The sequence below is a fragment of the Streptomyces sp. MS19 genome (assembly GCF_047200595.1).
Taxonomy (GTDB): Bacteria; Actinomycetota; Actinomycetes; order Streptomycetales; family Streptomycetaceae; genus Streptomyces.
Map to the genome: position 1 here is coordinate 41,134 of NZ_JBJZOH010000017.1, position 25,652 is coordinate 66,785.

Sequence of the window (25,652 nt, forward strand, 5' to 3'; positions counted from 1 at the left end):
CCGCCCACGACGGCACCGGTCAGCGGGCGCGGCCCCGGGGTCTGAGGGGAGTCGGGGGGAGAGGTGGTGCGTCGAGGCGGGGGCCGGCGTAGCCGTGGACCTCGCCGAAGCGGGTGGTGGTCATCCAGTCCTCGCGGGCCTGGGCGATCTCCTCCGAGGAGCGGCCGATGAAGTTCCACCACATGACGAGCTGTTCCTCGAACGGTGTGCCGCCCAGCAGCATGAACGACGCGTCCGTGTCGGAGCGTACGTGCAGTTCGCGGCGGCCCGTGCCGAGGTAGAGGAGCGCGCCGGGGCCGAGGGGTACCCCGTCCACCTCGCAGCCGCCCGCCATGGCGAGCGCCGCGTACTCGAACTCCTCCTCGACCGGCAACCGTACGTCCGTCCCCGCCGCGACCGTGATGTCCGCGCCGGCCAGCGGGCTGTGGACGGTGCCGGGCGACGTCGCGCCGGCCAGGGTGCCGAGGACCACCGTCGCGCGCAGCCCGCCGCCGCCCGCGATCTCCGGGAGGGCCGTGTGGTGTTCGAACGCGGGCTCGCGGTGGCGGTGGCCGTCCGGCAGGGCGATCCAGAGCTGCGAGCCGTGCAGCACGGGGGTGTGCGTCCGGGGTGACTCCTCGGAGTGCGCGATGGCGCGGCCCGACGTCATCAGGCCGAGTTCGCGCGGCCGTACGGTGCACAGGCTGCCGAGGCTGTCGCGGTGGAGCACCTCGCCCGCGTGCAGCCAGCTGACGGTCTGGAGGCCCATGTGCGGGTGCGGCGGGACCTGCATGCCGGGCTCGCCGGCGATGTCGTCGGGCCCGTACTGGTCGACGAAGCACCAGGCGCCGACCATGCGGCGCCCCATCGTGGGCAGCAGGCGGCGCACGACCGTGCTCTCGCCCAGCGGCACGGCCTTGCCAGGCAGGAGGTCGCGTACGGGCCCGGGGCCGTGGCCCCCGCCGCACCGGGTGGCCACCGGTGTCCGGTCCAGATTGCTCATGGCTCGATCCTGCACCAGTCGCCGCGCGTTCCCCCACCCCGCCCGGCTGTCAATTGTCGGGGTGTGTCAAAAAACCATGTACACGTTTACATCAGGCCTTGCATGCCGTCACCTGGGGGTCCGGCGCGGCGAAGGGGGTCCCGCAGGCCAATTCCGCGGCGGAGGAAGATCTTTGCCTGTAAGCGATTGCATTCTCTCCGCGGTCGGCAGTACGTTCGGCTCACTGCCGTGATCGGAGGGTTATGGCCGCCAGCATCAACGACGTCGCCCGGCGCGCGGAAGTGTCCACCGCGACCGTGTCCCGCGCCCTGCGCGGCTTGCCGAACGTCTCCGAGGCCACTCGGGAACGGGTGCTGCGCGCCGCCGAGGAGTTGCAGTACAGCGTCTCCCCGCACGCCTCGCGTCTCGCCTCCGGCAGGACCGGGACGGTCGGGGTCGTCCTCCCGTTCGTCAACCGGTGGTTCTACAGCCAGGTCGTCGCCGGTATCGACTCCGTGCTGCGCGCCAACGACCTGGACATCCTGCTCTACAACCTCGGCGACGAGCGGGTCCACGAGCGGTTCTTCACGCGAATGCCGCTGCGCCGCCGCGTTGACGCGCTGATCGTCCTCAACCTCCCGCTGTCCACGGCCGAGTGCGACGCGCTCGTCTCGATGGACGTGCCGATCGCCGTCCTCGGCACCCGCATCCCCGGCTGCTGGCACGTGTCGATCGACAACGCGGAGGGCGCGAGCACCGCCGTACGCCATCTGATCAACCTCGGTCACCGGCGCATCGGGATGATCACGGGGGCGCTGGGCGACCCCCGCGGCTTCACCACACCGATCGTGCGGCAGCACGCGTACCGCACCGTCCTCGCACAGGCCGGGGTGGCGTACGACCCGGACCTCGAAGTGCCGGGGCACCTCGAAATAGAGGAAGCGGCCTCGGCGATGGCCAAGCTGCTCAGCCTGCCCGACCCGCCGACGGCCGTGTTCGCGGAGTCGGACCAGATGGCGTTCGGCGCGCTGCGCACCCTGACCCGCATGGGGCTGCGGGCGCCCGACGACGTCTCGGTGATCGGCTTCGACGACCACGAGACCGCCGAGCTGCTCGACCTGACCACCGTCGCCCAACCCGTTGCTCACCAGGGGGAGCTGCTCGCCCGCCAGATCCTGGACGCGCTGTCCGGGACGGGCGTGGAGCCGACCCGGGTGGTGGTGCCGACCCGGCTCGTCGTCCGGGGCACCACGGGCGCGGCACGTGCCGCGCGTTCCCTGTATCACATCTCCTCACCTCGGCCGGGACCTGAACCGGACCAGCACAGCCGCACCACCGCGCGGTGAGCCGCTCGATCCGCGCATTTTCCAGGGTCAACTCGCAAGAGGAATGGAAGATACGTGCCCCGCACCCGCATTCATCAGAAGCCGGCCGCCCCCTGGTGGAGCACCGCCGTCGTCTATCAGGTCTACCTCCGCAGTTTCGCCGACGGGAACGGCGACGGTGTCGGTGACATCGCCGGCCTGCGCGCCCGCCTGCCCTACCTCAGGGAGCTGGGGGTCGACGCCGTATGGATCACCCCGTGGTACCCGTCGCCGATGGCGGACGGGGGCTACGACATCGCCGACTACCGCGCCATCGACCCCGCGTTCGGGACGCTGGCCGAGGCCGAGGAGATGATCGCCGAGGCGCACGCGCTCGGCGTCCGCGTCGTCCTGGACATCGTCCCGAACCACACCTCGGACCGGCACCGCTGGTTCGCGGAGGCCCTGGCCGCCGCGCCGGGGTCGCCCGAACGCGACCGGTACGTCTTCCGCGACGGCCGGGGCGAGGCGGGCGAACTGCCGCCCAACGACTGGCGCAGCGAGTTCGGCGGCCGGGCGTGGACCCGGGTGACGGAGCCGGACGGCACGCCGGGGCAGTGGTACCTGCACCTGTTCGCCGCCGAGCAGCCGGACCTCAACTGGGCGAGCCGGGAGGTGCGTTCCGACTTCGAGGCGAGCCTGCGCTTCTGGTTCGACCGGGGCGTGGACGGCTTCCGCATCGACGTGGCACACGGCCTGGTGAAGGACCACACACTGCCTGACCTGGGCATCGCGGACGACGCGGTGTTCGAGCACGAGGGCGGCAAGGAGGACCACCCGCACTGGGATCAGGAGGGGGTCCACGAGATCTACCAGACGTGGCGCAAGGTCGCCGAGTCGTACGCGGGCGACCGGGTGTTCGTCGCCGAGGCGCATGTGCGCGAGGACCGGCTGCCGCTGTACCTGCGGCAGGACGAGCTGCACACCGCGTTCAACTTCGCCTTCCTCAAGTCGGCGTGGGAGCCGAACGTGCTGCGCGAGGTCATCGACCGGGGCGTCCGCACGCTGGCCGAGGTCGGCGCCCCGCCGACCTGGGTGCTGTCCAACCACGACGTGCCCCGCCATGTGACGAGGTACGGGCGCCGGGACACCGCGCTCGGCCGGCGCGACGAGAACGGGCGGCCGGGAGCGGCGGCGACCGACCGCGCGCTCGGCACCCGGCGGGCGCGCGCGGCGGCGCTGCTGATGCTCGCGCTGCCCGGCGGCGCGTACCTCTACCAGGGCGAGGAACTGGGCCTGTGGGAGGTCGAGGATCTGCCGGCGGACGTCCTGCGGGACCCGACGTGGGAACGCAGCGGGCGCACGGTGCGCGGCCGTGACGGCTGCCGGGTGCCGCTGCCCTGGTCGGGCTCGGACGCGCCGTTCGGCTTCGGCCCGGCGGGCGGCGAGGCGCCGTGGCTGCCGCAGCCGGCGGAGTGGGAGTACTTCAGCGCGCAGTTCCAGTCGGGCGCGCCCGCGTCGATGCTGGAGCTGTACCGGACGGCGCTGCGGCTGCGCAGGGAGCAGCCCGGCTTCGACAGCGGGACGCTGCGCTGGCTGGACGCGCCGGAGGGCGTGCTGGCGTTCGAGCGCTCCCCCGTGCTGCGGTGCGCGGTGAACTTCTCCGGCGATCCGATGCCGCTGCCGCGCGACTGGGGCGTCCTGCTGACCAGCGACCGGATCACCGGCGGGACGCTGCCCGCCGACACCACGGTCTGGCTGTGGGGCGGCGGCGCCGCGCTGCGGTAGGCGGCGCCGGGAGACGGGGAGACGTACGGCGTGCGGCCCGTGCCGGGGCCGGGTGACCAGGGGTCAGCCGGCCGGGTCGTACGCGGCACGCAGCGCGTCCCGTACGGCGGCCTGGGCTTCCTCCCGGTCCAGGCCGAGCCGCCGGGCGCGCTGGGCGTAGGCCTGGGCCGCCGCCGCCGCTTCCCGCGCGGCGGCGTCCCCGGCGGCGGCGACGAAGGTGCCGTGCCGCCCGCGCGTCTCGACGACGCCGTCCGCCTCCAGGGCGCGGTACGCCTTGGCGACGGTGTTGGCGGCGAGGCCGAGTTCGTCGGCGAGGCCGCGGACGGTGGGCAGCCGGTGGCCCGCGGGCAGTTCGCCGCTGCCCGCGAGACCGGCGATCCGGGCGCGCAGCTGTTCGTACGGCGCGACGGGTGATGCGGGGTCGATGGTCAGCTTCACCCGCCCGATTGTGCCGCAGGCGGGCGGGCCCGCGCCGTCAGCCGCCGAACGTCTGGAACGCGGTGCGCTCCGGCGTCCTGAACACCTGGCGGCCCGTCACGGCGTTGAGGACGGTGGCGCCCCGGTAGGCGCCGATGCCGAGGTCGGGCGCGGCGGCGCCGTGGGTGTGCAGCTCGGCGTTCTGCACGAACAGGCCGCCGGTCACCTCGGGGACGGTGCGGACGCGGTGGCCCGCGTCGATGTCGTACCTGCCCAGGGCGTCCCAGGCGATGAGTTTCTCGACCGGGTCGAGGCAGGCGGGGCGGCGGGCCGCGTAACCGGTGGCGGCGACGACGGCGCCGGTGGCCAGCTCGCGTTCGGCGCCGGTGTCGGCGTGGGAGGTGGTGAGCCGTATGGTCCCGTCGTCGGCGGTCCGTGCGCCGAGGAGCGCCGTGCCGGGCAGGAGGGTGACCGGGGGGCGGTCGCCGTCGAGCAGGTGGTCGTACAGCTCGGCGTGGATGAGGTCGATCGTCTCCGTGTCGATGCCCTTGTACAGCTGCCACTGCGAGGCGATCAGGCGATCGCGGACGGCGGGGTCGAGGCCGTTGAAGTACCGCATGTAGGCGGGTGTCGTGTACTCCAGGACGAGCTTGGAGTAGTCGAGCGGCGCGAAGCCCCACGAGCGGGTGAGCCAGGTGAGGGACCAGCCGGCGTCGCGCTGGCGGCGCAGCAGGTCGAGGAAGACCTCGGCGCCCGACTGACCGGAGCCGACGACGGTGACGTCCCTGACGCCCTGGGCGCGCAGGCCCTCGACGCGGTGGAGGTGCTCGCCCGAGTGGAAGACGCGGTCGGGGGTGCGGGCGGCGGGGACGGCGAGGGCGGTGGGGAGGTGGGGTTCGGTGCCGATGCCCATGGCGATGTTGCGGGCGAGCCGGGTCGTGGGGTGGGCCGCCGGGGTTCCCGCGGCGCCGTCGGCGGGGGTCAGGGTGAGGCGCCACAGGGCGCGTTCGGCGTCCCAGTGGACGGCGGTCACGTCCGTGCCGAAGTGGCAGCCGGGCAGGCGGGCGGCGGCCCAGGCGCAGTAGTCGGCGTATTCGCGGCGGGGCACGTGGAAACGTTCGGCGATGTAGAAGGGGTACATCCGGTCGTGCTCGGCCAGGTAGTTGAGGAACGACCAGCGGCTCGTGGGGCGGACGAGCGACACGAGGTCGGCGAGGAAGCCGACCTGGAGCTTGGCCCAGTCGAACATCAGGCCCGGGTGCCAGTCGTAGGCGGGGCGGCGGTCGTACGCGGCGTAGGCGAGGTCGTCGATCTCGTCGGCGAGCGCGGTGAGGGAGAGGTTGAACGGGCCGATGCCGACGGCGGCGAGGTCGAGGACGGGCGGCTCGGCGCCGTCCTGCGGGGGAAGCGGGGTGGTGCTCACAGGTGCTCTCCGGTGCTCTCGACGGCTTCACCGGCGGCGACGACGGCGGCGAGCAGTTCGTCCAGGTCGGTCTTGGTGGCCTGCGGGTTGAGCAGGGTGAGTTTCAGGCGTACGCCGCCGCCCGGCAGGTCGGTGCGGCCGACGAGGGCGGTGCCCTGGCGCAGCAGGCGGCGGCGGAGCGCGCCGTTGACGGCGTCGGGGTCGGCGCCGGTGCGCGGCGTGTAGTGGAAGACGACCGTGGTGAGGACGGGTTCGGCGGTGAGTTCGAGGCGGGGGTGGGCGGTGACGGCGGCGGCGGCGTGGCCGGCGAGGTCGTGGCAGGCGTCGAGCATGGCGCCGACGCCCTCGCGGCCGAGGGCGAGGAAGGTGGCGGCGACCTTGACGGCGTCGGCGCGGCGGGTGGTGGCCAGGGAGTTGCCGAGGAGGCCGTCGTACCCGGCGGCGCCGTCGTCGTCGGGGTTGAGGTAGGCGACGCGCAGGCCGGTGGTGGCGGCGAGGTCGCGGGCGTCCCGGGTGAGCAGGACGCTGGCGGCGGCGGGCTGCCAGGCGGTCTTGTGGAGGTCGATGGTGACGGTGTCGGCCGCTTCGAGGCCGGTGAGGAGGTGCCGCAGGCGGTCGGAGAAGAGGGCGCCGCCGCCGTAGGCCGCGTCCACGTGCAGCCGGGTGCCCTCGCGGCGTGCGAGCGCGGCGAGTTCGGGGAGGGGGTCGATCGAGCCGTAGTCGGTGGTGCCCGCCGTGGCGACGATGGCGAGGGGGATCTCGTCGGGGGCGCGGGAGGTGAGGGCGTGGTCGAGCGCCGCGGCGTCCATGCGGTGGCCCGCGTCGGCGGGGACGGTCCTGACGGCGTGTTCGCCGAGGCCGAGGAGGGCGCAGGCGCGGGCGACGGAGAAGTGCGCCAGCTCCGAGCAGTAGACGACGGGGCGGACGGCCAGACCGGTCAGTCCGGTGCCGCGGATGTCGGCGCGGTCGCCGAGTACGGCGTCGCGCGCCATCAGGAGCGCCTGGAGGTTGGAGGCGGTGCCGCCGGGGGTGAGGACGCCGTCGGCGCCGGGGCCGTAGCCGGCGAGGCCGGTGAGGGAGCGGATGAGGCGGCGTTCCAGTTCCACCGCGTAGGGGCCGCTGTCCCAGGTGTCCACGGAGGCGTTGAAGACGGAGGCGAGGACGTCGGCGGCGGCGGCGATGCTCAGGGCGGGGGGCTGGAGGTGGGCGGCGGCGCGCGGGTCCGCCAGGTCCACGGTGTGGGCGGCGTACGAGCGGGCCAGGGCGAGGACGGCGGCGCGGCCCTTGCCGGTGCGCGGGAGGGGCCCGTCGGGGAGCTGGGTGTCGATCAGGCGTGACAGCTCGTCGGGGGTGAGGGCGGGGAGGGGTCCGCTGCGGCGGCGGAGTGCCCCGGCGGCTTCCCTGGTCAGCTCGGTGACGAGCCGTCCGACCTCGGCGAGACCGGCGGGGTCGGCGGCGAGCAGGTCGGGCTCTAGGAGGGCCGAGGGTGCGGGGGCGAGTGGTGCATGGCCGGGCATGCTCATGGGGTCTTCGGGTGTCCCTTGTCGAGTCGGCTGCTGATCGGTGACATCGGTGACATGGGGGTGCGTCCGGCAGCCGGGGGTCGGCTGACGGCTGGACGGACGGTCTCCGTTCACGCGGATCAATTTAGGTTAGGCATACCTAACTATGTCAACAGGGCCCCGGTGTGCGGGTGGTCACGGCGGGGGCACTGTCAGTGCCGGGGCGTAGGCTCGGGAACGCGCCGGTGGCGGACCGGCGGTGAGCGGCGGGAGGCGCGCGGTGGACACGGAACGGGTGGGGGCGGCGTGGTCCGGCGGTGACGCGGGGGCCGTCCGTGACGTCACGTCGGAGGCCGAACTGCGGGAGCTGGTGGGCGAGCCCGCGCCGTACACCCGCGACAAGACCCGTACCGCCCTGCACGCGCTGGACCGCGCCTGGCTCGCCCGCTCGCCGTTCTGCCTGATCGCCACCTCGGGCGCCGACGGCTCGTGCGACGTCTCGCCGAAGGGCGATCCGCCCGGCTTCGCGCTCGTCCTCGACGACCGCACGCTCGCGATACCCGACCGGCCGGGGAACAAGCGGCTCGACGGCCTGCGCAACGTCCTGGCGAACCCCCGGGTCGGCCTGGTCTTCCTCATACCCGGCCGGGGCGACATGCTGCGGGTCAACGGGCGGGCGCGGATCGTCCGGGAGGCGCCGTTCTTCGACCGCATGACGGTCCGGGGCAACCGGCCGCGCCTCGCGCTGGTCGTGGAGGCGGAGGAGATCTTCCACCACTGCGCCAAGGCCGCGCTGCGCTCGGACCTGTGGGCCCCGGAGACCTGGGACCCGGACGCCCTCCCGTCCCGGGCGCGGATGTCCAAGGCGCTGGAACGCCCGGACGACGCGCTGGAGTTCCTTGAGGAGCACTACGGCCCGGGGTACGCGGACCACCTTTACGAGGGCTGAACCAGCGTGCGGCCAAAGCCCGTTGGCGCTCCGTCACCCCGCCCTGCCCACGGGGACCGCCGGACACGCGGGTCGCCGCCCACCGGCCCCCGGTCCCGAGACCGGGTCAGGTGACGGCATGCCGGGCGTCGCGTCCCGGAGCGCGGTGCGGTGCGGGGAGGGCCGGGCCGGTGCGCGGCTGCGGGAAGCATCAAGGTGAGGGCGGGGGAACGGACGGAGTGGGGGCCATGCGGAGTCGGACCGGCGGACCGGACGCGGTGCGGTGGTCGCCGTGACGGGGGCTGCCCGCCGTGCCGGAACGCCCCGTGAAAGGCTGGGCGGCGTGGACGCAGCGGCGGACGGGCGGGCTGCCCGGGACTTCCTCGCGACACTCGGCGTCGGCGACCTCTGCGAGGGGACCGTGACCGAGGTGACCCGCTCGCACGGGCTGGTCGTGACACTGGACGGCTTCCCCGCGCGCCCGCTGGGGACGGTCGGGCCGCTGGACGTGTCCTGGCGGCCGGGCGTCCCCGCCGAGGTGCGGGCCGGGCAGCCGGTCACCGCCGAGGTGATCGCCGTCGAGCGGGGGGAGGGGCGGGTCAGGCTGTCGATGGCAGCCACCGAGAACCCGGAGCTGTGGGCCTTCCTGAAGGCGCGCCGGCCGGGCGAGATCCTCTCGGGGACCGTCGCGTCGATCCAGAGGTTCGGCGTGTTCGTCGCCCTGGACGAGGGCCCGGCGCACCCGGTGTTCCCCGGCGTCGGGTTCATCACCATCCCCCAGCTGTCCTGGCACCGCGTCGAGGAGGCGTCGGACGTCGTCAGCGCCGGGCAGCGCGTCTCGTGCGCGTTCCTCCAGTTCGACACGTGGAACGGCGAGGCCAGGCTGTCGCTGCGGGCGACGCGGCCGGACCCGTTCCTGGCCTTCGCGGACGGCCTGACGGTGGGCCAGTCCCTGCGCGGACGGGTCACCAGGTCCCTGCCGGCCGGTGTCCTCGTCCGCGTCGCCGACGGGGTCGAGGGGCTGATCCGGCAGGCACGCGCCGTCCGGCCAGGCGAGGAGATAGCGGTCGTCGTCGCGGGCGTCGACCGGGAGCGGCGGAGGCTGGTCCTCTCCCGGCACGAGGCCGCCCCCGACGCCCCCTGAACCTCCTGGGTCCGTCCGGCGGTCCCGCCTGTCCCGCGTCGCCCGGCACGGGGGCACCCCGCCGTTGCCGCGTCACCCCGGGTACGCCCGGCGCGAGCCGCCATCCGGCGCCTTGCGACGCACCGCGTCCAACGCCATGAGGCCGCGACACGATCCGCCGGACAGACCTGGGCCCGTCTTCAAAGGGCCGCCCTGCTCACGGCACTCCGCCCGCCGGTCCGGCGGCTGGGCCCCCGGGCACGCACCTCACCGCGCTGCCGCGTCACCCCGGGTACGCCCGGCGCGAAGACGAACCAGCGCCTTGCGATCGCGCGCGCCCGGGGGGCCGCGAACGGCCGGACGTTCCCTCGGCGGCACCGCCGAGGGGTCATGCCGCGTCGAGTTGTCCTGCGGGGCCCGCGGCGCGGGCCCCGAAGCGGTGGCGGGCGCGGTCGGCGGCCGCCTCGGCGCGGCGGCGGCGTTCGTCGGCCGGGTCCAGGGACAGCTGCCGCGCGCTCTCGGCGGCGTCCGTCAGGTCCTCGGCGCGCAGCGCGACGGCGCGGACGCGCGCCCGCTGGAGGCCGAGCGCGTCGTGCAGGGCGTAGGCCGTGCCCACCAGCGCCGGGGTGTGGGCGGTCGGTTCCGGCAGGGTGCGGCGGCGCGTGGTGGCGGTGCGGTCGGCGTAGCGGACGGTGAGGGTGAGGGCGCGGGTGGTCTGCCCGGTGCCGCGCAGCCGGTAGCCGAGCCGGTCGGCGAGCGTGAGCAGGGCGCGGCGGCGGACGGCAGGGTCCAGCTCGTCGTGGCCGAACCGGTGCTCGGCCGCCGTGGACCTGGCCGGTGTGCCGGGGACGACGGGGGTCGGGTCGATGCCGCGCGCGAGGGCCTGCACCCGGCGGGCGGTGGACGCGCCGAGGATGCGCTGGAGCGTGAGGGGCGGCGCGGCGGCCACGAGACCGGCCGTGCGGATGCCGTACGCGGCGAGGGCGCGGGCGGTGGCGGGGCCGACGCCGTGCAGGTCGGCGGCGGGCCGGTCGGCGAGGAAGGCGGCGATCGCGTCCGGGTCGTCGGGCACGGCGCCGATCCCCGGGCCGCCGCCGGGCGGGGCGGCGGCGAGCCGGGCGAGCAGCGGGTTGGGGGCGACGCCGATGGCGCAGTCGGTGCCGTGCAGGGCCAGGCCGCGTACGCGGACGAGCCGGGCGAGCCGTACGGCGTCGAGGCCGAAGTAGCGCAGGGCGCCCCGGACGTCGGCGAGCGCGGCGTCGGGCGGCAGGGCCTGGACGACGGGGGTGATGCCGTGCAGCACGTCGAGCAGCCCGTCGTAGGGCGCTTGGCATGGGCGGTCCGTGGTCAGGTAGCGCACGTAGAGCACGTGCCGCCCGGTCATCCGGCGCTCCCCGGGCTGGAGTGCCACAGCTTGCGCGGCGGGGTGGCGGCGGAACCGCCCGCCGGGCGGAGGTCGGCCCAGGGGTGGAGGGTGGCGCCGGTGGGCAGTGCGATGCGCCGGGTGGTCCCCTCCTCCGGCGCCGCCCCGTCCCCGGGGCTGTCGGCGAGGCGTTCCGCCACCGCGTCGAGGCCGCCGGTGCGGCGCAGTCCGGCCAGTTCGGTGAGGTCCCAGGCCGCCTGGCCGACGACGGTCAGCGCCCGCGCGCCGCGCCGCTGGACGGTGCCGCGCACCAGCAGCAGCCAGGAGTGGAACACGGTGTGGGCGCACGCGGCGTGGCTGTCCTCGAAGAAGGTCAGGTCCACCAGGCCCGAGGTGTCGTCCAGGGTGGCGAAGATGATGCGCCTGCCGGAGCGGATCGCCGGTGTCTGGGTGGCGGCCTTGGCGCCCGCGACCAGTACGGTCTCCCCCTGCCGCGCGTCGCGCAGGCGGTGGGCGCTGAGCACGCCCAGCTCGTCGAGGAACGCGCGGTGCCCCGCCAGCAGGTGGCGCCGGGACTCCATGCCGAGCACGTCGAGTTCGGCGCCGAGCCGTTCCTCCTCGTCCAGGTCGGGCAGCCCGGCGGGGGGCGTGCGCTCGGTGTCGCCGAACGGGAGCTGGCCGCCGCCGGGTCCGCCGCCGCCGCGCTGGCGGTGCAGGTCGGCGATGTGGAGCAGCAGGTCGCGGCGGTTCGCGCCGAAGGCGTCCAGGGCGCCGACCGAGGCGAGCCGTTCGGCGACCGGCCTGGACGGCGCGGCGCGGGCGAACAGGTCGCCGAGGGAGACGTACGGGCGGCCCGCGGCGATCCGTTCCGCCTCCTCGCCGCTGATGCCCCGGACGTCGCCGAGCGCCAGCCGGACGCCCCACCGCCCCGATTCGGACTCCAGTTCGATTCGATAGGCGGCGTCCGACGCGTTGACGTCCAGCGGCAGCACCGGCACCCCCCGGCGCCGCGCGTCGGCGAGCAGCAGCCGCTTCGGGTACATCCCCGGGTCGTGCGTGAGCAGCCCGGCGTAGAACGCGGCCGGGTGGTGCGCCTTGAGCCAGGCCGACTGGTAGGTGGGCACGGCGAACGCGACAGCGTGCGCCTTGCAGAAGCCGAACGACCCGAAGGACTCGACGATGTCCCAGGTCCGCGCGACGACCTCGGGCGCGTACCCCCGTTTCCCCGCCTCGGCGGCGAACCAGGCGGCCACCCGCCCCTGCCGCTCCCGGTCGGACAGCGCGCGCCGCGCCTCGTCCGCCAGCGCGCGGTCGCAGCCGGTCATGCGCGCGAGCACGCCGATGACCTGCTCGTGGAAGACGACGACGCCGTGCGTCTCGCGCAGGACCGGCTCCAGGTCCGGGTGCGGGTAGCGCGCGGCCCGCCGCCCGGCCCTGCCCTCGATGAACGGCCGCACCATGTCGGCGCCGACGGGACCGGGCCGGAAGAGCGATATGTCGACCACGAGGTCGTGGAAGTCCTCCGGCTGGAGCCGCGCGATCAGGTCGCGCTGCCCCGGCGACTCGATCTGGAAGCACCCCAGCGTCTCGGACGACCTGATCAGCCGGTACGTGTCCGGGTCGCCGGGCGGCACGCGGTCGAGGTCGAGCCGCTCCCCGGTGGCACGCTCGGTCTCGGCGACCGCGTGCGCCATGGCGGACTGCATCCGCACCCCCAGCACGTCGAGCTTCAGCAGCCCGAGGTCCTCCACGTCCTCCTTGTCGAACTGCGACATCGCGAAGCCCTCGCCGCTGGTGGGCACCACGGGCGTACGGTCGCGCAGCGACGTGTCCGACAGCAGCACGCCGCAGGGGTGCATGGCCACGCCGCGCGGCAGCGCGTCCAGCGCCTCCACCAGTTCCCACATGCGCGGCCCGTACGCGTCGGCGTCCACGTCGCGCAGTTCCGGCAGCTCGGCGAGCGCGGCGCGCGCGTCCCTGGCCCTGATGTGGGGGAACGCGGTGGCCAGCCGCCCCGTCTCGGCCGGGTCGAGGCCGAGGGCGAGCCCGACGTCGCGGACGGCGTGCCGCACGCGGTACGTCTCGGGCATCGCGACGGTGGCCACGCGCCGCTCCCCGAAGCGGTCGAAGATCGCCCGGTACGCGTCGAGGCGGCGCGCGGACTCCACGTCCACGTCGATGTCAGGCAGCACGGCGCGGCGCGGGGAGAGGAACCGTTCCATCAGCAGCCCGTGCTCGACCGGATCGGCGTGCGCGATGCCCAGCAGGTGGTTGACGAGCGAGCCGGCGCCCGAGCCGCGCGCCGTGACGCGGATGCCCATGCCCCTGATGTCACGCACGACCTGGGCGACGGTGAGGAAGTACGACGCGTAGCCGAGGCGGGCGATGAGGTCCAGCTCGGCGTCGAGCCGGTCCCAGCGCACCCGGTCGCGTTCGAGCCGCCGGGCGACCATCCCCGCCGTGCAGCGGGAGCGCAGGACGCGGTCCGCGGTGCGGTCGGCCGCGCCGACGAGCCCGGCCTCGGGGAAGTGGACGCTGCCGATGCCGAGGTCCCCCTCGGGGTCCACGCGGCAGGAGTCCGCCGTCTCCTCGGTGACGGCCAGCAGGCGGCGCGCGGCGCCGGCGCCCATCCCGGCGGCCTCCGCGGCGGCGTCGGCGGCCGAGGCCATCGCGGCCGGGCCCTTCAGCCAGCGATGGCCGTTGTCGTGCGGGCCGCGCGGGTCGATGGGGACGAGGCGGCGCGCGGCGTCGAGGACGTCGGCGACGCGCCCCTGCCCGGGGTCGGCGTAGCGGACGCCGTTGGTCAGCACGGGGGGTACGCCGGTGGTGGCGGCGAGACCGAGGGCGCGGGCGGCGGGGCGTGCCGGGCCGCTCGCGTCCAGGGCGATGCGCAGCCCGGCCCCGGCGGCCTCGCGCCACGGGCCGAGCAGGCGCGCGGCCCGGTCGGGGCGGCCGGCGGCCAGGGCGCGGCCCGGCGGGGAGTCGGGGCCGAGCAGCACGACGAGGCCGTCGAGCCCGCCGCCGGTCACCTCGGCCCAGGGCAGCAGGGGCCGTTCGCCCGTCCCCGCGACGGCGGCGTGCGCGGCGGTGATCAGACGGCACATCCTGGCCCATCCGGCGGCGCCGTCGCGGGCGAGGAAGGTGACGCGGGGCGCGGACTCGTCGGTGAACGCGCCGCCGCGCACGGGCGTGCGCCGCCTGGCCGCCGTGCCCGGGGGGCCGTCGGCGGGCTCGGGGGCGGCGACGGCCAGTTCGACGCCGTAGACGGGCCTGATGCCGGCGGCGGCGCAGGCGCGGGTGAAGCGGACGGCGCCCGCGAGGGTGTCGCGGTCAGTCAGGGCGAGGGCGTCCATGCCGCGCTCAGCCGCCCGTTCGGCGAGGCGTTCCGGGTGGGAGGCGCCGTAGCGCGCGGAGAAGCCGGAGACGGCGTGCAGGTGCGTGAAACGCGGGGTCATCCGCACCTCCTCCCGTCATGCCAGGCCCCCGTCTCTCCGTTCCTGGGTCCACCATAAACCAGCCATCGAACATGTGTGCGACAGAGAGCGCCGCAGGTCAGCGGCGGACCCTCCCGCACCCTGGCCGGAACCCGACCCCCGCCCGGCACGGGTTAGGCTGCCCGGGTGGCGCTTCCCCTGGAGCTGGTGATCTTCGACTGCGACGGCGTGCTGGTGGACAGCGAGCCCCTCGCCCTGCGTGTGTGCGTCGAGTTGGGCGCCGAGCTGGGCTGGCCGCTCACCGAGCGCGAGATCGTCGACCGCTTCCTCGGCCGCTCCGAGCAGGCCGTGCGGCTCCAGGTCGCCGAACGGCTCGGCGAGGCCCTGGCCGAGCGGTGGGGCGAGGAGTACAGGGCGCGGCTCGCCGCCGCTGTCGATGCGGAGCTGACCGAGGTCGCGGGCGTCTCCGCCGCCCTGGACGCGCTCGGCCCGCTCCCCCACTGCATCGCGTCGAGCGGCGGGCACGACAAGATGCGCCGCACGCTGAGCCGTACGGGCCTGTACGAACGGTTCGCGGGGCGCATCTTCAGCGCCACCGAGGTGGCGCGCGGCAAGCCCGAGCCCGACCTGTTCCTGTACGCGGCGGAGCGGATGGGCGTCGCGCCGGAGCACTGCGTGGTCGTGGAGGACAGCCAGTACGGCGTACGGGCCGCCCGCGCGGCGGGGATGCGGTCGTTCGGCTACGCGGGCGGGCTCACGCCGGCCGAGTGGCTGGCGGGGCCCGACACCGTCGTCTTCCACGACATGCGCGAGCTGCCCGCCCTGCTCGGCCGCTGACTCACCTCACTCGTCGGCGGCGGCCTCGGCGGTCTCCCCGGGAGCGGGCGGCGGGACCTCGCGGGCGCTCAGGACGAGCACGTTGTCCGAGGTGTACCCCACACGCACGGCCACCCCGTCCCGCACGGCCGCCGGGTACACGTCCGTGGCCCTGCGGTCGGCGCTGTCCCCGCCGATGCGGCCGACCGTGAGCAGGTGCCCGTCCACGGTCCGCAGCCGTATCTCCCACTGCGTGGGCTCTTCCTGGGCGCGCCGGGCGAACGCCTCGCCGTAGGGCAGGGTCAGCAGCATCCGCTCCTCGTCGAGGGTCACGGCCCTGGCGGTGAAGTCGCGCCCGGCGTCGAGGCGGCACGCGGCGACGGCGCCCGCCATCCGGCCCGGGGCGGCGTTCCCCAGCAGCCGCACGGTGACGGTGGCCGAGTCCTCGTGCGCCGCGATCCCGGTGACCTCCGCGTGGGCGGGGCGCTGCCAGACGCGGACGGTGAGGTTGCCGTCCTTGGTGGTGTACGGGACCCAGGAGGTGACGCCGCCGGGGCCCGCGGCGGGCGGCGCGGTGACGAGCGCGGCCTGCTCGACGAGCGCGGCGGCGACGCGGCGCGGCTTGTCGCCCTCGGTGGCGAGGAAGCAGTCCCAGCGGCCCTCGGCGAGGGCGTGGGCGGCGCGGGGGACGGCGGCGCGGCCGTCCCGGTCCAGCGGGACCCGTATCTCCCGGCGCGGGGACGACTTGCGCAGCCGCAGCACCAGCTCGCCCCGTGCGGCCTGGCCGAGCGCGACGGTGAAGCCGCCGTCGGGCGTGGCGGCGCAGTGGGCGGACGGCGGTCCCGCGTCGGGCACGGCCGCGACGACCGGCTCGGCCGCCGCCTGCCGCTTCCGGCCGCCGAACAGGCCCCGCAGCTTCCCGGCCGGGCGCAGCGCGGGCCGCAGTTCGCCGAACAGCTCCTCGTACCGGCGCGCTATCGCGTCCGGCCGGTAACGGGCCGCCGTGGCCTGCGCCTTCCCCGCCATGCGGCGGCGCAGCGCGGCGTCCGTCATCAGGGTCCGCAGGCTCTGCGCGACGGCGTCGGCACCGCCCTCCGGCGGGACGAGCAGGCCGTCCTCGCCGTGCGTGATGATCTCGCGCGGCCCGACCGGGCAGTCCGTGGAGACGACGGGCACGCCGCACGCCATCGCCTCGACGATGGTCAGGCCGAACGACTCGTACTCCGACGTGACGGCGGCTATCGCGCCCTTGGCCCACTCGGTCTCGATGGGCGCGGCGGCCCCCATGAGGCGGGCGCGGTCGGCCAGGCCGAGCCGTTCGATGTGCTCCCGCAGCCCCGGCTTGGCCTGGCCGCGGCCGTAGATCCGCAGCTCCCAGTCGGGGAACTCGCCGGTCAGCTTGGCGAACGCGTCGAGCAGCCGGTCGTAGCGCTTGACGCCGACGAGCCGCCCGGCGGCGACGATCACCCGGCTGTCCCCGGTGGCCGGGGCGGCGGCGGGCGCGGCGGAGCCGTTGGGTATGTGGACGATGCGGGCGGGGGCGTCCGGCAGCGCCGCGCGGTAGTCGGCGGCGTCGGCGGCGGCCACGGGGGCGAACGCGTCGAGCAGCGGCACGGCGGCGAGTTGCATCTCCCGCGACAGGTCGGACCGGGTGCCGAGCTGCGAGTGCTCCTGCCCGATCCGCAGGTGGCGCGAGGTACCGAGCCTGCCGAGGTAGGTGTTGAGGGTGGGCCGGGTGCCGATCACGACATCGGCGTCGGTGGCGGCGAGGAACGCGCCCATCCGCTCGTCGCTGAGCCGCGACGCGGTCCGCTCCCCCGGCAGCACCTCGCTCGGCCCGGCCTGCGCGAGCAGCGCGGCGTCCGCCGTCCCCTCCCGCTCGTCGATCAGCGTGACGATCCGGACGCGCGGGTCGAACGTGAAGCTGGTCGTGTCGCGGTGCCGGTAAAGGCTCGCGATCGTGACGGTGTGCCGCTCGGCGAACGCCGCCGACAGCGTCGACACGGCCCGGATGGTCCCCCCGATGCCATAGGCGTTGTTGAGCAAGAACGTGATCTTCACACCGACTCCCCCTCACACGGCCCGCCTTCTCCCCCCGGCGGACACGCTTTCTCCATAACGTGCCAAAGATGTTGCCACATCGGCATCGGGTGTCACAGAAAAGAACCGACGTCACACCACGTCGAGCCGGGCGAACGGCGCAATCCACACACATCCCCACCTCGGAAGTGGGGGAAGTCACAAGATTTTTTGTCCATGGACACGTCATCGACACGCGATTCCCCCCCTTCGGCCACCTTTCCGCCACAGGGACGTCACCCTAGAGTCAGCTGGCGTCTACCTGCCGTGCTGATCCGGGTTGGGGTGGACCGTTGCAACAGGCAAGATGACGAAACAAGGAACGGGCGGGGACGCTGCTGGCGTCCGCGGCGCTGCTCGCCGGGCTGGTGCCCGCCGTCCTGGCGGCGGACGCCACGGCGGCACCGGCGGAGGGGCCACCGGACCAGATCGCTCCCGCCCAGACGAGGCCGCCGGTGCGTCCGCCACCCCCGCCGCCGTCCCGGCCCGCTGGGCGAACCTGGCGGGCACGGCCACCCTCGGCGCCCCCGGGACCACCGGCACGGCGCTCCACCTCGACGGCGCGACGGGATACGCGGCGACGACCGCCGCGGTCGTGGACACGAGCAGGTCGTTCACCGTGTCCGCCTGGGCGCGGCTGGACGCGGAACCGGGACAGGACGCCGTGGTGGTCACGCAGACCGGCAGGCGGCAGGCGGGCTTCGAGCTGTCCTGGTCGGCGGCCGACGGCGGCTGGTCCTTCGCGCAGTACGACGGGGAGGGCGCCGGGGCACGGGTCACCCAGCCGGACGGGCAGGCCGCCGCGAAGGACACGTGGACGCACCTCGTCGGCGTGCACGACGCGTACGCGGGGACGCTGACCCTGTACGTGGACGGCGAGAGGGCGGCTCGGTCCCCTTCGACACCCCGTTCACGGCGGACGGCCCCGTCCTCATCGGCGCGGGCGACACCGGCGGGACCCCGCGTTCCTTCTTCCCCGGCGCCATCGACGACGTCCGCGTCTGGGACCGCATGGTGACCGACTACGAGGCCGCGCAGATCTACCACCAGGCCCCGATCACCCCCTGACACGGCGCCGCGCCGCCCCATGCCCACGAGGCGGCGCGGCGTCAGGGCGCCGGGACGGCGAACGGAGTGCGCTGATGAACGGGCAGCGAGTCGGGATCTCTTCCGGAGAACTGCGGCCGTGCACGCCGCGCCCGACGTCCGCGCCGATCCGTCCGAGCAGACCATCGGGCTGCCGTGCTGTGGGGACCTGCTGCGTGCCATCGGTGGCGGAAGTGGCCTGACTACAGCAGCACGCCCAGGTGTTCCGCGCCCGCTGTCAGGAGGCGGCGCAGTGTCAGGCCGTCGTCGGCCACCGCTGTCACCAGGGCGGCGGGGGCGGCCAGCGGTGTCACCATCGCCGTGTCGCCGAGGAGCAGCGGTTCGGCGGGCTTGTCGGTGAACGCCGGGTCGGCGACGAGGAGCTGGCCGACCGCCCGGTGCCCGCCCAGGACGGCCCCGCCGTCGGCGCCCGGCGCGCCGGGCCCGTACGCCAGTTCCTGGTCGAGCACGACGGCCCCACCGATCCCCAGCACCAGCCGCGCCACCAGCCGCCCCGGCGCCTCGCCGGAACGCCCGAGGATCTGCTCCTCCCGGTAGACGAGCCGCGCCGTGTCCGCGAGATCGACGCGGGTCGTCATCCGCAGGTCGCTGCGCGCGGCGGAGATCACGGGCTCGGGCAGCCAGTGCAGCGAGCCGCCGTCGCCCACGCTCAGCGCGGTGTCGTACGTCGCGCCCGCCGCGTCACGCCCCGGCAGCGCGACGGTCGCGGCGGCGGAGGTGACGCGCAGCGCCGCGCCCGGCAGGACGTCGGCGGTCAGCCGCAGCCGGTCCCCGCCGAGCGGCGCGCTCATCGCGCCGACCACCGTGACCTGGCTGTACGCCCCCGCCGCCCGCGTGCGGCGCAGCGCGAGCGGGCCGTCGCCCCGCAGCAGCGGCAGTGTCCCGTCCGCCGCCGCGGTGAGGCGCGCGTGGGCGGTGACCCCCGCCCCCGTCATACGGCGGCGGCACGCACCGGGCGCCCGGCCGTCCAGGCGGCGAGCCGCTCCCGCACCCACTCCGCGACCGGCCGCACGCCGTCCTCGCCGCGCAGCGACGTGAACGCGACGGGCAGGTCGCCACGCTGCGCCCTCGCGTCGCGCGCCATGCCGTCGAGGTCGGAGCCGACGTACGGGGCGAGGTCGGTCTTGTTGACGACGAGCAGGTCCGCCGAGGTGACGCCGGGTCCGCCCTTGCGCGGGATGTCGTCCCCCGCGGCGACGTCGATCACGAAGATCTGCGCGTCCACCAGCCCGGTGGAGAAGGTGGCGGTGAGGTTGTCACCGCCCGACTCGACGAGCACGAGGTCGAGCGGCCCCGTGCGTTCCTCCAGGTCCTCCACCGCCTCCAGGTTGGCGGAGATGTCGTCGCGGATGGCGGTGTGGGGGCAGGCGCCGGTCTCGACGGCGGTGATGCGCTCCGGCGGGAGGACGGCGTTGCGCAGCAGGAAGTCGGCGTCCTCGCGGGTGTAGATGTCGTTGGTGACGACGGCGATGGACAGTTCGTCGCGCAGCGCGCGGCACAGGGCGGCGACGGTCGCGGTCTTGCCGGAGCCGACGGGCCCGCCCAGGCCGATCCGCAGGGCGCGGCGCGTGCCGTCGGGGAGGGTGGGGCGGGCGCTGCTCCAGGTGTGGCGGTGGGGGAAGGTCTCGGGGTGGTCGAGGTGCATGGGCGGGCTCCCTAGGAGGCGAAGAGGCGCACGGGCCAGGCGGCGTGCTGCTGTGCGGTGATGTCGAGGAGGGGCGCGGAGGCGGCGGGGAGGCGGCCGGTGTCGCCGGTGGCGCGTACGGCGTCGGCGGCCGCGGTGGCGCGCTCGGCGACGGCGTCCATGGCGTCGGCGAGCCCGGCGAGCACGGCGGTGGCGTCGAAGGGGTCGAGGCTCAGGAGCCGTACGGCGGCGGTCGCCGGGCCGCCGCAGCTCTCGTACGCGGCCGTCTGCGCGGCGTCGCGCGGCGCCAGCCCGGCGGCGCGGGCGGTCAGGCCGAGGACGACGGGCTGGTGCAGGCCGCGCGGCCTGGCGGTGGCCACGGCGTCCAGCTCCGGGGAGGGCCAGGTGGCGCGTGCGGCGCGCAGGAGCTGGCGGCCCAGCTTGCGGGCGGTGTCGCGCAGGGCGGGCGCGGGCGTACGGGCGTCGGCGGCGGCGTCGAGCGCGTACGGGTCGCAGCCGGCGCAGGCGGCGGCCGCCAGGGCGGCGGCGACCAGGCCCGTGGTGTGGAGGCGGCCCTCGCAGAAGGCGGCCAGGGTGGCGGGGCCCTGGATGCGGCCCGCGCGGACGGCGGCCTCGGCGCCGCCGGAGTGGGCGTGCGCCCCGGCGGGGAAGCGGCCGTCCGCGAGGAGCAGCAGCGCCGCGCGGCGGGAACTCGTCAAAGGCATGCCCCTAGAAGAGGAAGTAGCGCTGGGCGAGGGGCAGTTCGGTGGCGGGCTGGGGGACGACCGGCTCGCCGTCGATGGTGACGGTGAAGGTGTCGGGGTCCACGGCGACGGCGGGCCTGGCGTCGTTGAGCCGCATGTCGGCCTTGGTGACGCCCCGGGTGTTCGCGATGGCGGTGAACGACTTGCCGACGCCGTACCGGTCGCCGAGGCGCTCGTCGAGCCCGGCCTCCAGCGCGAGCGCGGTGACGAAGTTGAGCGAGTTCGCCGCCGGGGCGCGACCCGTGGCGCCGAACATGGGGCGCGGCAGGACCGGCTGCGGCGTCGGGATGGACGCGTTGGCGTCGCCCATCTGCGCCCAGGCGATCTGGCCGCCCTTGATGACGAGCAGCGGCTTCACGCCGAAGAACGCCGGGTCCCACAACACCAGGTCGGCGAGCTTGCCCGGCTCGACGGAGCCGATCTCGTGGTCGAGCCCCTGCGCGACGGCCGGGTTGATCGTGTACTTGGCGATGTAGCGGCGGGCCCGCAGGTTGTCGGCGGCGCCGTCGCCCGGCAGCGCGCCGCGCCGCCGCTTCATCACGTGCGCGGTCTGCCACGTGCGCATGACCACCTCGCCGACACGGCCCATGGCCTGCGAGTCGGAGGAGATGATCGAGAGGGCGCCCAGGTCGTGCAGGACGTCCTCGGCGGCGATGGTGGACGGCCTGATCCTGGACTCGGCGAAGGCCAGGTCCTCGGGCACGGACGGGTTGAGGTGGTGGCAGACCATCAGCATGTCGAGGTGCTCCTCGACGGTGTTGACGGTGTGGGGGCGCGTCGGGTTGGTCGAGCTGGGCAGGACGTTCGCCTCGGAGACGACGGTGATGATGTCCGGCGCGTGCCCGCCGCCCGCGCCCTCGGTGTGGTACGCGTGGATGCCGCGCCCGGCGATCGCGGCGAGGGTGTCGGCGACGAAGCCCGCCTCGTTCAGCGTGTCCGTGTGGATCGCGAGCTGGGCGCCGGTCTCCTCGCACACGGACAGGCAGGCGTCGATGGCGGCGGGGGTGGCGCCCCAGTCCTCGTGGATCTTGAAGCTGACGGCGCCGCCGCGCAGCTGGGCGAGCATGGCGTCGCGGGAGACGGTGTTGCCCTTGCCGAGCAGGCCGATGTTGAGGGGGATGCCGTCCAGGGCGGCGAACATGCGGGCCAGGTGCCAGCCGCCTGGCGTGACGGTGGTGGCCTTGGTGCCCTCGGCGGGGCCCGTGCCGCCGCCGACGAGGGTGGTGACGCCGGAGGCGAGCGCCTCGTCGGCGATGGTCGGCGAGATGAAGTGGACGTGCGCGTCGATGGCCCCGGCGGTGAGTATCCGGCCGTTGCCCGCGATGACCTCGGTCTCGGGGCCGATCACGAGGTCCGGGTGCACGCCGTCCATGGTGTCGGGGTTCCCGGCCTTGCCGAGGGCGGTGATGCGGCCGTCCCTGATGCCGATGTCCGCCTTGACGATCCCGGTGTGGTCGAGGACGACGGCGCCGGTGATGACCGTGTCGGGGGTGCCCTCGGCGCGGGTGGCGCGCGACTGCCCCATGGACTCGCGGATGACCTTGCCGCCGCCGAAGACGGCCTCGTCGCCCGCCCTGCCGGGGCCGCCCGCGAGGTCGTCCTCGATCTCGATCAGCAGGTCCGTGTCGGCGAGCCGCAGCCGGTCGCCGGTGGTCGGTCCGAACAGGTCGGCGTACCGGGCGCGGGTCAGCTCGGCCATGCCCGTCCCCTCTCCTCGGTCGTGCGGATAGCGGCGGCGGCGGTGGTGGCGGGGGCGGGGGCGGTCACAGCGCGCCGCCGGTCTCGCCGCGCAGGCCCGGCACGACGCGGCGGCCGGCCAGCGGCACCAGCTCCACCTCGACCGGGATGCCCGGCTCGAAGCGGACGGCGGTCCCGGCGGCGATCCCGAGCCGCTTGCCGCGCGCGGCGGCGCGGTCGAAGACGAGGCCGGGGTTGGCCTCGGCGAAGTGGTAGTGCGACCCGACCTGGACGGGGCGGTCGGCGCCGTTGGTGACGGTCAGCCGTGTCACGGGCGCGCCCTCGTTCAGGGGGACGGGGGTGTCGGCGTACAGGATCTCTCCGGGGATCACGGGTGCCTCCTCCCGTTCAGGCGATGGGCTCGTGGACGGTGACGAGCTTGGTGCCGTCCGGGAAGGTCGCCTCGACCTGGACGTCGTGGATCATCTCGGGCACCCCCTCCATCACGTCGGCCCGGCCGAGGACGCGGCGGCCCGACTCCATCAGCTCGGCGACCGTGCGGCCGTCGCGCGCGCCCTCCAGGACGTGGGCGGTGATCAGGGCGACGGCCTCCGGGTGGTTGAGCCGCAGTCCCCGGGCGCGCCGCCGGTCGGCGACGTCCGCGGCCACGTGGATGAGCAGTCGCTCCTGCTCGCGCGGGGTGAGTTGCACGCCTTCCACCTCTGCTGTCGTGGGGGACCGGAAACGCCAGGTTCCGGAGGCTAGTTCGACCTCGTTACGGTGGCGTTACTTCCATACAGAACTATCACCGGCGTGAATGGATTGGCCTTCGGCACTCCGCTCGGGGCAGTCTGGTGGGGGACGGCGGGACATCCACCGGACGAGCACCCTGCCCGTACGGACGGGCGGGCGTACTGCGAAGGAGCCTCATGAAGATCGGGATCGTCGGAGCAACGGGACAGGTCGGCGGCGTGATGCGCGGCATCCTCGCCGAGCAGAAGTTCCCCGTGGACGAGCTCCGGCTGTTCGCCTCGGCCCGCTCGGCGGGCAGCACGCTGCCCTGGCAGGACGGCGTGGTCACGGTCGAGGACGCGGCGGCCGCCGACTTCTCCGGGCTCGACATCGTGCTGTTCTCGGCGGGCAAGACCACGTCGAAGGCGCTCGCCGAGAAGGTCGCGGACGCCGGGGCCGTCGTGATCGACAACTCCTCCGCCTGGCGCATGGACCCGGACGTCCCGCTCGTCGTCTCCGAGGTCAACCCGCACGCCGCCGCGCACCGCCCCAAGGGCATCATCGCCAACCCGAACTGCACCACCATGGCCGCCATGCCCGTGCTGCGCCCTCTGCACGCCGAGGCGGAGCTGACGGCCCTCGTCGTCGCCACCTACCAGGCGGTCTCCGGCAGCGGCCTGTCCGGCGTCGCCGAGCTGGAGGACCAGGTGCGCGCCGCCGCCGGGCAGGACCTGACGCGCCTCACCTTCGACGGCCAGGCCGTGGACTTCCCCGCGCCGCAGCAGTACGTGCGCCCCATCGCGTTCAACGTCCTGCCGATGGCCGGCTCGCTCGTCGAGGACGGCCTGGAGGAGACGGACGAGGAGCAGAAGCTCCGCAACGAGAGCCGCAAGATCCTGGAGATCCCCGGCCTCAAGGTCTCCGGCACCTGCGTACGCGTCCCCGTCTTCACGGGCCACTCGCTCCAGATCAACGCGCGCTTCGCCCGCCCCCTCGGCCCGGCACGCGCCCGCGAGCTGCTCGACGGCGCGCCCGGCGTGGCCCTGTCCGACATCCCGACGCCGCAGCAGGCGGCGGGCCGCGACGCCAGCTACGTCGGGCGCATCCGCGCGGACGAGACGGCGGAGAACGGGCTCGCGCTCTTCGTCTCCAACGACAACCTGCGCAAGGGCGCGGCGCTCAACGCGGTGCAGATCGCGGAAGTGGTCGCGGCCGGCCTGTAGCCGTCACGGGCGGCGGCTGCCCCCGTCCCCCGCGAGGACACGGGGACAGCCGCCCCTCCCCACCGCCACCACCCGCCGGTACGTCCCGCGCCATCCCCCGGGTGGCCTCGCCGGACGGCCGCCGGCGCCACCGGCTTTCGGGAGGCGAGGAGGGCACGCACCCGCTCCGCGGACCGTCCGGAACCGCGACTCCGCCGGACGGTCCCACGGGCGAACCCCGGCCGCCCGGCGAGCATCACCGGGACGTCGCCGCTGACCGTCGACGACCACGCCCCACGCGCCCAGCGCCTGGGCCGGCACGGCCCCCGGCGCCGTATGGGCGGCCGATCGACACACCCTGACGCCTTCCGTGCGGGTCGCCGGAGGGCCTCTCACATGTCGAGGACCACGCCCGCCGACACCGCCGCGCGGACCTCAGCCCCGGTCCGGCGCCCACCGTGATCCCGTACGCGCCCCACCCGGCCCGCGCCGACGCCCCGGGCCACGGCCACCCCGTGGAGCGCACCCCCTCGCTCGGCGCACGCACAGCCACCACCGCCAAGCCCCGTCCCGCCGCACGCAGCGGAACAGAGCAGCCGCCCGACACCACGTCCCCGTCCGGCGGCGCACACCGGTCCACACGCATCACCCGGCGCAGCACCTCCACGCCCCCTGTGCCGGCCACCGCGCCTAGGTGTATCAACCACGAGCGTCGTTGACAGGGGTGGGCGAGCCTCCTGCTCGTCCGCGGTGTCCTCGCGGGCTGTCTGCAATGCTGAGCGGGGCGGCGCCGCCGCTCTCGGCTCACGCGCCCCCGGCCAGCACCGTCTGGAGCGCAGCCTCTGCGGCGTCGAAGCACTCGGGGAAGGCGCCCTCGCCGCTGGCCCAGCGGGCGAACGCCTCCTCGGAGACGATCGAGGCCACCCGCGCGGTGAGGTGCGCCTCGGTGGACCCAGCGCCGCGCTGCTCCAGCGCGTCCCGAAGCGCGGCGGTGACCTCCGCAAGCTTGCTGCGCTCGCGCTCAACGAGCTCCGGGCTGGACTCGATGATCGCCTTGCGGCGCCCGGAGTCGGTGACCATGTCGCTGGCCGCCGTACCGATCTCGCGAAGGGCCGACAGCGCCGCCGGTAGCGGCGCAAGCCCGGGGTCCGCGGCCAGGACGGCCTCGGCCACGGCGGGCGGAAGCCGTTCGGAGCCGGCGAAGAGGATCTCCCGCTTGTCCGGGAAGTACCGGTGGAAGGTCCGCCGGGTCAGCCCCGCCCTCTCCGCGATCTGCGCCACCGTCACGGCGTCGTAGTCGTGCTCGGCGAACAGGTCGAGCGCCGCCTGGCGCAGGCGTTCCGGTGCTCCAGGGTCCCAACGTGCCATGCCCCCACACTACCCACACCGATGTCTCACTGTGTCATCG

The 25,652-nt window shown here is 75.1% G+C and carries 21 protein-coding genes; 7 read left to right on the top strand and 14 right to left on the bottom strand.

Annotated elements, in window-relative coordinates:
* Positions 1 to 19: 19 nt before the first annotated feature.
* Positions 20 to 982: a pirin family protein gene (locus ACL02R_RS17835; RefSeq protein ID WP_412797913.1), complete on the bottom strand. Its 963-nt coding sequence runs from the start codon at positions 980 to 982 to the stop codon at positions 20 to 22.
* Positions 983 to 1,224: 242 nt separating this feature from the next.
* On the opposite strand from ACL02R_RS17835, the gene ACL02R_RS17840 reads away from it, so the two are divergent.
* On the top strand, positions 1,225 to 2,307 hold the full coding sequence (locus ACL02R_RS17840) for a LacI family DNA-binding transcriptional regulator (RefSeq protein ID WP_412797914.1): 1,083 nt from the start codon (positions 1,225 to 1,227) through the stop codon (positions 2,305 to 2,307).
* A gap of 54 nt (positions 2,308 to 2,361) precedes the next feature.
* On the top strand, positions 2,362 to 4,053 hold the full coding sequence (locus ACL02R_RS17845; RefSeq protein WP_412797915.1) for a glycoside hydrolase family 13 protein: 1,692 nt from the start codon (positions 2,362 to 2,364) through the stop codon (positions 4,051 to 4,053).
* A 63-nt stretch (positions 4,054 to 4,116) separates the two neighbouring features.
* Here the strand turns inward: ACL02R_RS17845 and ACL02R_RS17850 are convergent, their stop codons facing one another.
* Genes ACL02R_RS17850 through ACL02R_RS17860 form a run of 3 tightly spaced genes read right to left on the bottom strand, consistent with a single transcriptional unit; the run spans position 4,117 to position 7,410 of the window.
* Positions 4,117 to 4,491, bottom strand: a complete 375-nt coding sequence (locus tag ACL02R_RS17850) for a GntR family transcriptional regulator (RefSeq protein WP_398844232.1) — start codon at positions 4,489 to 4,491, stop codon at positions 4,117 to 4,119.
* Between the two features lie 37 nt (positions 4,492 to 4,528).
* Positions 4,529 to 5,893 carry a lysine N(6)-hydroxylase/L-ornithine N(5)-oxygenase family protein gene (locus tag ACL02R_RS17855; RefSeq protein WP_412797916.1) on the bottom strand — a complete coding sequence of 455 codons (1,365 nt, stop codon included), beginning with the start codon at positions 5,891 to 5,893 and terminating at the stop codon, positions 4,529 to 4,531.
* Positions 5,890 to 7,410: a pyridoxal phosphate-dependent decarboxylase family protein gene (locus ACL02R_RS17860; RefSeq protein ID WP_412797917.1), complete on the bottom strand. Its 1,521-nt coding sequence runs from the start codon at positions 7,408 to 7,410 to the stop codon at positions 5,890 to 5,892. The genes ACL02R_RS17855 and ACL02R_RS17860 overlap by 4 nt, the downstream gene beginning before the upstream one ends.
* Positions 7,411 to 7,675: 265 nt before the next feature.
* Here ACL02R_RS17860 and ACL02R_RS17865 point away from each other — a divergent pair, with 265 nt between their 5' ends.
* Both ACL02R_RS17865 and ACL02R_RS17870 read left to right on the top strand, forming a co-directional pair.
* On the top strand, positions 7,676 to 8,344 hold the full coding sequence (locus tag ACL02R_RS17865) for a pyridoxamine 5'-phosphate oxidase family protein (RefSeq protein ID WP_412797918.1): 669 nt from the start codon (positions 7,676 to 7,678) through the stop codon (positions 8,342 to 8,344).
* Positions 8,345 to 8,666: 322 nt separating this feature from the next.
* Positions 8,667 to 9,467, top strand: coding sequence for a S1 RNA-binding domain-containing protein (locus ACL02R_RS17870; protein WP_412797919.1), 801 nt, complete (start codon positions 8,667 to 8,669; stop codon positions 9,465 to 9,467).
* Between the two features lie 367 nt (positions 9,468 to 9,834).
* Here the strand turns inward: ACL02R_RS17870 and ACL02R_RS17875 are convergent, their stop codons facing one another.
* Together ACL02R_RS17875 and ACL02R_RS17880 are read right to left on the bottom strand one after the other, a co-directional pair.
* A complete protein-coding gene (locus ACL02R_RS17875; RefSeq protein ID WP_412797920.1) occupies positions 9,835 to 10,830 on the bottom strand; it encodes a DNA polymerase Y family protein in 996 nt (331 codons plus the stop codon).
* Positions 10,827 to 14,264, bottom strand: a complete 3,438-nt coding sequence (locus tag ACL02R_RS17880) for a DNA polymerase III subunit alpha (protein ID WP_412797921.1) — start codon at positions 14,262 to 14,264, stop codon at positions 10,827 to 10,829. Before ACL02R_RS17880 ends, ACL02R_RS17875 begins: the two co-directional genes overlap by 4 nt.
* A 165-nt stretch (positions 14,265 to 14,429) precedes the next feature.
* Here ACL02R_RS17880 and ACL02R_RS17885 point away from each other — a divergent pair, with 165 nt between their 5' ends.
* Positions 14,430 to 15,080 (top strand): HAD family hydrolase, encoded by a 651-nt coding sequence (locus tag ACL02R_RS17885; protein WP_412797922.1) that lies wholly within the window; start codon positions 14,430 to 14,432, stop codon positions 15,078 to 15,080.
* A 6-nt stretch (positions 15,081 to 15,086) separates the two neighbouring features.
* Here the strand turns inward: ACL02R_RS17885 and ACL02R_RS17890 are convergent, their stop codons facing one another.
* Complete coding sequence (locus tag ACL02R_RS17890) at positions 15,087 to 17,120, bottom strand: glycosyltransferase (RefSeq protein WP_412797923.1); 2,034 nt, start codon at positions 17,118 to 17,120, stop codon at positions 15,087 to 15,089.
* Positions 17,121 to 17,445: 325 nt separating this feature from the next.
* Between ACL02R_RS17890 and ACL02R_RS17895 the strand changes: the two genes are divergently transcribed.
* The gene (locus ACL02R_RS17895) at positions 17,446 to 18,156 is read left to right on the top strand and encodes a LamG domain-containing protein (protein ID WP_412797924.1); all 711 of its coding nucleotides are present in this window, start codon (positions 17,446 to 17,448) and stop codon (positions 18,154 to 18,156) included.
* Positions 18,157 to 18,427: 271 nt separating this feature from the next.
* Here ACL02R_RS17895 and ACL02R_RS17900 read toward each other — a convergent pair whose 3' ends face one another.
* The 6 genes from ACL02R_RS17900 to ACL02R_RS17925 all read right to left on the bottom strand — a co-directional run bounded on the left by ACL02R_RS17900 (position 18,428) and on the right by ACL02R_RS17925 (position 23,021).
* The gene (locus tag ACL02R_RS17900) at positions 18,428 to 19,180 is read right to left on the bottom strand and encodes an urease accessory protein UreD (protein ID WP_412797925.1); all 753 of its coding nucleotides are present in this window, start codon (positions 19,178 to 19,180) and stop codon (positions 18,428 to 18,430) included.
* Complete coding sequence (gene ureG / locus ACL02R_RS17905) at positions 19,177 to 19,890, bottom strand: urease accessory protein UreG (RefSeq protein WP_412797926.1); 714 nt, start codon at positions 19,888 to 19,890, stop codon at positions 19,177 to 19,179. Before ureG ends, ACL02R_RS17900 begins: the two co-directional genes overlap by 4 nt.
* A gap of 11 nt (positions 19,891 to 19,901) precedes the next feature.
* On the bottom strand, positions 19,902 to 20,594 hold the full coding sequence (locus ACL02R_RS17910; protein WP_412797927.1) for an urease accessory protein UreF: 693 nt from the start codon (positions 20,592 to 20,594) through the stop codon (positions 19,902 to 19,904).
* Positions 20,595 to 20,598: 4 nt separating this feature from the next.
* Positions 20,599 to 22,332 (bottom strand): urease subunit alpha, encoded by a 1,734-nt coding sequence (locus tag ACL02R_RS17915; protein WP_412797928.1) that lies wholly within the window; start codon positions 22,330 to 22,332, stop codon positions 20,599 to 20,601.
* 64 nt (positions 22,333 to 22,396) lie between these two features.
* Positions 22,397 to 22,702, bottom strand: a complete 306-nt coding sequence (locus ACL02R_RS17920; protein WP_362964870.1) for an urease subunit beta — start codon at positions 22,700 to 22,702, stop codon at positions 22,397 to 22,399.
* Between the two features lie 16 nt (positions 22,703 to 22,718).
* Positions 22,719 to 23,021 (bottom strand): urease subunit gamma, encoded by a 303-nt coding sequence (locus tag ACL02R_RS17925; RefSeq protein ID WP_362964872.1) that lies wholly within the window; start codon positions 23,019 to 23,021, stop codon positions 22,719 to 22,721.
* Positions 23,022 to 23,239: 218 nt separating this feature from the next.
* On the opposite strand from ACL02R_RS17925, the gene ACL02R_RS17930 reads away from it, so the two are divergent.
* Positions 23,240 to 24,265 carry an aspartate-semialdehyde dehydrogenase gene (locus tag ACL02R_RS17930; protein ID WP_412797929.1) on the top strand — a complete coding sequence of 342 codons (1,026 nt, stop codon included), beginning with the start codon at positions 23,240 to 23,242 and terminating at the stop codon, positions 24,263 to 24,265.
* A gap of 783 nt (positions 24,266 to 25,048) precedes the next feature.
* On the opposite strand, the gene ACL02R_RS17935 is transcribed toward ACL02R_RS17930, so the two are convergent.
* Entirely contained in the window at positions 25,049 to 25,612 is a 564-nt protein-coding gene (locus ACL02R_RS17935; protein WP_412797930.1) for a TetR/AcrR family transcriptional regulator, read from the bottom strand.
* Positions 25,613 to 25,652 lie beyond the last annotated feature (40 nt).